Source organism: Lysobacter zhanggongensis, from assembly GCF_046638635.1.
GTDB lineage: Bacteria > Pseudomonadota > Gammaproteobacteria > Xanthomonadales > Xanthomonadaceae > Novilysobacter > Novilysobacter luteus.
Genome location: NZ_JBJXHK010000176.1, coordinates 1 through 863, shown reverse-complemented (window position 1 = coordinate 863; position 863 = coordinate 1). Strand labels below are relative to the sequence as shown.

At 72.7% G+C, this 863-nt stretch carries 1 protein-coding gene; it reads right to left on the bottom strand.

The features are described 5' to 3' along the window. Nucleotides 1-863 (bottom strand): Y-family DNA polymerase (locus ACKVMH_RS13545; RefSeq protein ID WP_412700670.1); only part of this gene is annotated, 863 nt, incomplete at both ends.

Sequence of the window (863 nt, the reverse complement as noted above, 5' to 3'; positions counted from 1 at the left end):
GCCCGGCGGGGACGAAGGGGGGCAGCTCGCGCGCGAGCAACCGCACGCCGCGCACCGGCGCCGGCACCCGGGCCTGCTCCAGCCGGCCGCGGGCGAGCTCGAACAGCATCGCCGGATTGCGCTCGGGCGCGAGCAGGCCGATGGTGATTTCGCTGTCGGCGATGCGCTCGTGCTCCAACACGACGGTGAAGCGCTGCACGCCGCCGTCGCGACCGGCCAGGTAGGCGGCCAGGTCGGCGGTCAACCGGCGCAACGGGAACAGCAACGCCTGGCTGGATTCGACGTCGTAGTTCAGTTCGATCCGCGATTCGAATGCGTCCGGCGGCTCGTAGCACTGCAACGGGGCCGGCAGGGTGCCGGTCAACCGGTCCAGGTGCGCGAGCGCATCGGGCCCGACCCGCTTGCCGAGGGCCGCCCGCGGCAGGGCGAACACCTGTCGGAGCTTGCGCAGGCCCATCCGGCGCAGCGACGTGGCGGTGCCGGGTGCGAGCCCGCTGCGTTCCACCGGCAGCTGCCCGAGCGCGTTGTGCAGCGGTGCCTCGTCGGTGACCGCCAGGCCGTCATGGACGTTGGCCAATGCGCGTGCGGCATGCGGGTGCGGCGCGAGGGTGATGCGGTGGCGGAAGCCGAGTGCGTCCAGGTCGGCCCGTAGTTGCGCCTCGAACCGAGGCCACGGCCCGAACAGTTTGAAACTGGCCTCGACCTCCAGCAGGAGGGCCGACGGCATGGTGCGGCAGACCAGCGAGCTGTAGCGGTAGGCCCAGGCGGCGAGGAAGTCGTGCCAGCGGTCGACCTCCGCGGGGTCGTGCTCGATGGTGGCGAAATGGCCGCACAGCGCCTGGGCCGCGCCGAGCGACTGGCCG